The sequence below is a fragment of the Streptomyces colwelliae genome, assembly GCF_048158785.1.
In the GTDB taxonomy this organism is placed as follows: Bacteria; Actinomycetota; Actinomycetes; order Streptomycetales; family Streptomycetaceae; genus Streptomyces.
The window spans coordinates 1-5,263 of the sequence record NZ_JBLTJC010000555.1 but is presented as its reverse complement, the minus strand read 5'-3'; the positions used below and the strand labels follow the sequence as shown (position 1 = coordinate 5,263).

5 protein-coding genes and 2 pseudogenes are annotated in these 5,263 nt (G+C 72.5%); 5 read left to right on the top strand and 2 right to left on the bottom strand.

Annotated elements, in window-relative coordinates:
• A pseudogene (locus ACNFOC_RS50650) lies at window positions 1–394 on the top strand (PLP-dependent aminotransferase family protein); the annotation flags it as partial.
• On the opposite strand, the gene ACNFOC_RS50645 reads toward ACNFOC_RS50650, so the two are convergent.
• Complete coding sequence (locus tag ACNFOC_RS50645) at window positions 276–1,253, bottom strand: hypothetical protein (protein WP_416965742.1); 978 nt, start codon at window positions 1,251–1,253, stop codon at window positions 276–278. The pseudogene ACNFOC_RS50650 and the gene ACNFOC_RS50645 sit on opposite strands and share 119 nt — an antisense overlap.
• Before the next feature lie 189 nt (window positions 1,254–1,442).
• Here ACNFOC_RS50645 and ACNFOC_RS50640 point away from each other — a divergent pair, with 189 nt between their 5' ends.
• Entirely contained in the window at window positions 1,443–2,024 is a 582-nt protein-coding gene (locus ACNFOC_RS50640; protein WP_416965741.1) for an SH3 domain-containing protein, read from the top strand.
• Window positions 2,025–2,089: 65 nt separating this feature from the next.
• Here the strand turns inward: ACNFOC_RS50640 and ACNFOC_RS50635 are convergent, their stop codons facing one another.
• A complete protein-coding gene (locus tag ACNFOC_RS50635) occupies window positions 2,090–2,578 on the bottom strand; it encodes a hypothetical protein (RefSeq protein ID WP_416965740.1) in 489 nt (162 codons plus the stop codon).
• A gap of 101 nt (window positions 2,579–2,679) precedes the next feature.
• Here ACNFOC_RS50635 and ACNFOC_RS50630 point away from each other — a divergent pair, with 101 nt between their 5' ends.
• The 3 genes and pseudogenes from ACNFOC_RS50630 to ACNFOC_RS50620 form a co-directional block, all read left to right on the top strand.
• Entirely contained in the window at window positions 2,680–3,330 is a 651-nt protein-coding gene (locus ACNFOC_RS50630) for an NAD(P)-dependent oxidoreductase (protein WP_416965739.1), read from the top strand.
• Window positions 3,331–3,365: 35 nt separating this feature from the next.
• Window positions 3,366–4,547 carry a PP2C family protein-serine/threonine phosphatase gene (locus tag ACNFOC_RS50625; protein WP_416965738.1) on the top strand — a complete coding sequence of 394 codons (1,182 nt, stop codon included), beginning with the start codon at window positions 3,366–3,368 and terminating at the stop codon, window positions 4,545–4,547.
• Between the two features lie 99 nt (window positions 4,548–4,646).
• A pseudogene (locus ACNFOC_RS50620) lies at window positions 4,647–5,263 on the top strand (hypothetical protein); the annotation flags it as partial.

Here is a 5,263-nt window from a genome sequence, read left to right as displayed (position 1 = left end):
GTTCGCGCTGGAGGCCGGGGTGCGGTGGATGGGGGACGGGACCGTGGGGCGGCTCGTCGCGGCCAAGCGGGAGGGCGCGGCGGCCCGACACCGGCTGGTCGTCGAGGAGTTGGGCGAGTTCACCGTACGGGCCGATCCGCTGACCTATTACGCCTGGTGGGAGTTGCCCGCGCCGTGGCGGGCCGACACGTTCACGGGGGCCGCGGCCGCGCACGGGATCGCGGTCACGCCCGGGACCGCCTTCAGCGTCGATCCGAAGGTGACCCCGGACGCGGTCAGACTTGGGCTCGCGTCGGCTGCTGTGCCCGATCTGCGGCGGGCGTTGCGGACGCTCGCCGGTCTCGCACGAGGCGCAGGAGCAGGAACTCCCGTACCGGGCGGGCGTATCGGGTGAGCCAGGCCAGCGCGGCCACCGTCAGGCCCACGCCCAGCAGCAGCCAGGCGACCGTACGCAGGGTCGAGGTCAGGGCGTCGTAGATCGCGCCGCCCGCCGCCCCGGAGATCTCCGCCGGCAGGTCGGCGACGGTGAAGTGGCGGCCGATCGCGAGCGCGAGGCCGAGCAGCGCGCCGCCCAGGGCCGTGCCGAGCGCGGTCGCGGTGATCGCGCGACGGCGGCGTACGGCGACGGCGATGCCGGTGACGGCGAAGACGGCGGCTGCCACGGGGAGCCAGAAGCCGGCGACCTCGAGCACGTGGAACTCCTTCCGGAGAGGGCCCAGTTCACCGGCCGGGAGAACCGCGACCTCGGTGTGCCGGACGGGGATGCTGTTCGCCAACGGCGGGTTCTCGCGGGCGAGTTGGTGTTTGACACTGGCGGTGACCGGGGCGAGGTCGACGGTGACCGTGCCGGTCCGTCCCTCGTCCTCCAGGGCGTGCAGTACGGCGTCGTGCGTGACCCGGTTGCCCTCGTCCCAGGCCACGCGGAAGGCCTCGGTCTTGGTGAACGAGCGCATCGCGTCGTGCACGAACGGCGCCATCACGCCCCGTGTCGCGCTGATCTGGACCCCGCTCATCCGGACTCCACCGACCCGGACCCCGCCGACCTGGACCTCGCGCAGGATGCCCGCGCCGACCGTGTCCGCGATCGCGTCCCGTACGGCCGGGTCCGCGGCGAGGGGGGCCATCGTCGTGACGTAGCGGCCGGAGTCGGTCAGCCCGTACGCCGCCCAGGCCGCCAGCGCGCCGAAGGGCGTGAGGAAGCAGGAGAGGGCGACGAGTACGGCCGACAGGGCGCTCCGGAGACGTGGGGGCACCTCCTCAGGACACGGCCGGGGGGCGTCGTACGCGAGCGCGTCGGCCGTTTTTGACTGCGTATGGGTTAAATGTCAAGCCGAATGGGCGGGCCCGGTCGCGGAAGCCTTGGCGGAACTGGGGAGTCCGCTCTCCGGTGGAGGCTTCACCCGAACGGGTGTTTCCTGGAGCTGGGGAGAAGGAGGCCGAACATGCGCACCACTCCGGCCCTGCGGACTCTGGCCGCGGCCCTGCTCACCGGTGGCACCCTCGCCGTCGCGGCGGCGGGCACCACGGCGGCGGCAGCACCGTCAGCACCGTCCACGTACGCCGAAGGACATGGCGGTGGCGGCGGTGGCGGCAGTCCGATCTGGGGCACGATCGTCTCCCGCACCGATCTGAACGTGCGGGAATCGCCCACCACCCGGTCCCCCGTCGTCGACTCGCTCTCACCGGGCAGTCAGGACCGCGTCCAATGCGTGGTCAGGGGACAGAGCGTCAACGGAAATCCCGACTGGTACTGGCTCGTCGGCGCGCAGGCCTGGGCCAGCGCCGCGTTCGTCGACACCGGCGGCCAGCGTGTGCCGTCCTGCTCGGACCCGTGTCCGGGCTGGAAGGACGGCGGCAGCGGCAATGAGGGCAACTCCAACTGGAACAACGACCCGAACTGGAACGACGACAGCTCGTCCTCGTGGAGCACCTCGGCCTCCGGGTCGTGGAGCGCCTCGGGCTCGTGGAGCTGGAGCTCCTCCGGTTCGTCGACCGGCGGCGGCATCTGGAACTGGGCGCCGTAGGGAGACGGCAACTTGTGGGCCCCGGCACCAACTCGGTGCCGGGGCCCATGTGTTGCCGTGCCGGGTCAGCGGACGCGGTTGCCCTCTCCGTCCTCGCGTGTGTAGTAGCGGTAGAAGAAGACCAGGAAGACGGCGGCCGTGGTCGCGAGACCGATGGCCGTGGAGCGCAGCACGCTCTCGCCGGTCTGGCTGTAGAGGAAGCCGAGTGCCGCGCCCGCGAAGCCGGACTTGACCAGCGAGTGCAGTTCGCGCTTCAGCAGCGGCGCGAACTGGGCCACCGCCAGGCACAGCACGATGAACGCGAGCGCCGTCACGAAGCCGAACAGGATGTTCCAGCCCGTGATGGGGCCGCCACTGCGACGGTTGGCCGCCGCCCAGTAGCCGTAGACGAGCCCCAGGACGACCGGGATCGCGACCCTCGCCACGCGGTGGACGCGGGCGTCGAAGATGTCGGGCAGATTGCTTGTGAATCCGCCCCGGCCGGTTGTTCCGCTACGGCCGGTGCTGTTGCCCGGGCCGGTCATTCCGCCGGGCGTGGGTGCCGCATGAGCCATGAGAGCACTCCTCTCTCTCCCCGTACTACCAATGCACACCCCGGCGGAGGCGGTGGCAAGTCGGCGTGCGGCCTCCGTTGCCCCGTGCTTCGCTGGGGCGCATGAAGCTCGTACTCTTCGGCGCCACCGGCATGGTCGGCAGCCGGATCGCGACGGAGGCGTCGGCCCGCGGACACCAGGTCCTGGCGGTCAGCCGCTCCGGCCAGTCGCCCGTCCCCGGGGTCACCGCCACGGCGGCCGACGCGTCGGACCCGGAGAAGGTCGCCGAGGTCGCGCGCGGCGCCGACGCGGTCGCCTCCGCGTGCGTACCGCCCCGCGACGGCAGCGACCCGCGCGGCCCCTTCCTCGCCCTGAACGAGGCGCTCGTGGCGGGCGTCCGCGCGGCCGGTGTCGGACGGCTCCTGGTGGTCGGCGGCGCCGGCGGCCTGGAGGTCGCCCCCGGGCAGGCCCTCAGCGACCAGCCCGGCTTCCCCGAGGCCTACCTCCCGGAGGCCCACGCCCACCGCGACGTCCTCGCCTACTACCGCGGCCTGGACGGCGGCCTCGATGACGGCCTTGACTGGACGTACGTCTCCCCCGCCGCCGAGATCGCGCCGGGCACCCGCACCGGCCGCTTCCGCCTCGGCGGGGACCAGTTCATGACCGACGACCAGGGCCGCAGTCTCATCAGCGCCGAGGACTACGCGGTCGCCTTCGTCGACGAACTGGAGCGGCACGCCCACCCGCGCGGCCGGATGTCGGTCGCGTACTAACGGTCGTGCGCCGTCGTGGATCGAGGCTCGGACGGGTGCGCCACGCCGACCCCGGGCGCTCTTCGTTCGACCGGCTGCTCCGCGCCGGGGACCCCGACGCGATCCGGCGTCAGCATCTGCTGCGGGTGCGCGGGCGGAGCGTCGCCTGGATACCGCCGCTGCTCGTGCTCGTCACGATCCTGCTGGTCGACTGGTACACCGCCGGCGAGTTCCGGACCGTCTCGTGGATCGTGCTCGTGCCCGGGATCGCCGCGGCGATCTGCGGGGTGCGCGGCACGGCCGTGTTCGCGGTGCTCGGCCTGGCCACCTACGTCCTCGCCGACCACGCCTGGCCGCGCCAGTACCAGACCGGCCTGCCCGACTTCATCCTCGTCGGCGTCGGCGGCGTCCTCGCCGTGCTGGCCTGCGCGGTCCGGGTCCGGGGCGAGCGCCGCATGCTGCACATGCGGGACGTCGCCGAGACCACCCGCCGCACGCTGCTGCGCCCGCTGCCGCCGGGCTGGGGCGGCCTCGACCACGCGGCCGTCTACCTCGCCGCGGACGCCTTCGCCCGCGTCGGCGGCGACTTCTACGACATCCAGCCCGGCCTGCACGGCACCCGCGCCCTCGTCGGTGACGTCCAGGGCAAGGGCCTCGGCGCGGTGGAGGCGGCGGCCGCGCTGCTCGGCACGTTCCGTGAGGCGGGGTATCACGAGCCGGAGCTCGCTACCGTCGCCGCGCGGCTGGAGACCCGGATCCACCGGCACGGGCTGCATCTCGCCGCCCTCGACCGTGAGGACGACGACCGCATCGACCGGTTCGCGACAGCCGTCCTGCTGAGCTTCCCCGTCGCCGAACCGGACACAGTCGAGGTCGTCAACTTCGGTCACGAACCCCCGCTCGTGGTCGGCCCGCACGGCGTACGGTCCCTGCCGCCCGGGCACGGACTCCCGCTCGGGCTGGGCGAGTTGGCCCACATGGACGGGCCGCCGCCGACACTCCGGATCAGCCTCGCGCCCGGTGAGACCCTCCTCGTCGTCACGGACGGGGTGACGGAGGCGCGGGACGGGGCGGGGGTCTTCTATCCCCTCAAGTCCCTTGTCACGGAAGCCGTTTCCGTCGATCCGCGGCTCGCCGACCCGGACCGCCTCGTCGCCTTCGTCCGTGACAGCACCCTGCGCCACAGTGGCGGACATCTCGCCGACGACACCACGATCTTCGCGGTACGGCGGTCCTGACATCACCCTTTGCAGCAGCAGAGGTTGGGCAGAGGTTACGGTGCTGCGGTACGAAGTGAACGACGTGGTCGCCGTGTTCGACGGTTCGGGGGAGGGCGTATGCCTGGAACGGTGTTGCTGCTCGCGGCCTCGCCGGTCGGCAAGGGTCGGCTGGTGGACGCGGCCTCCGTACTCCCCGTGCTCGCGGCCGTCGACCCCGCCGTGCTGTCCGGTACGGACACCGCCAACGTTGTCGAACTCGCCGACCCGTTGGAGCCGCAGGCCGTGCTGACGCGGTTGCGTGCCGCCGCCACGGCACCGGGGCCGTTGACCGTGTTCGTCACCGGTCAGCTCCAACTCGACCGGAAACAGCACCTTCCGCATCTGGCGCTGGCGCGGACGACTCCGGCGACCGTCCGTTACACCGCGTTTCCGTGGGCCTGGGTCCGGGAGGAGCTGCGGTTGCGCGCACCGGGGACGACGACGTTGCTGCTCGACCTCCACACCGACGCGGAGACCTGGCAGTGGCTGCACACCCATCCGCTCGACTCGGGCCGCACGAACGCCGTTTACGGTCGCATCGCACCGCCTCCCGCTCGGCGCAGCGTGGCCGTCCCGGCGTACATGAAGGCGGTCGCGACGATTCTGCGCAGCGGGTGGCGTCCGCCGGTTGAGCAGTTGCATCAGCAGGCGTTGGGGCGGCTGGGGGCGGAGGGGTATGCGGACGTGGTGTTGTC

Coding starts and splice junctions, on each gene's coding strand:
- ACNFOC_RS50640 (WP_416965741.1), top strand. CDS start 1,443: ATGCGCACCACTCCGGCCCTGCGGACTCTGGCCGCGGCCCTGCTCACC.
- ACNFOC_RS50635 (WP_416965740.1), bottom strand. CDS start 2,578: ATGGCTCATGCGGCACCCACGCCCGGCGGAATGACCGGCCCGGGCAAC.
- ACNFOC_RS50630 (WP_416965739.1), top strand. CDS start 2,680: ATGAAGCTCGTACTCTTCGGCGCCACCGGCATGGTCGGCAGCCGGATC.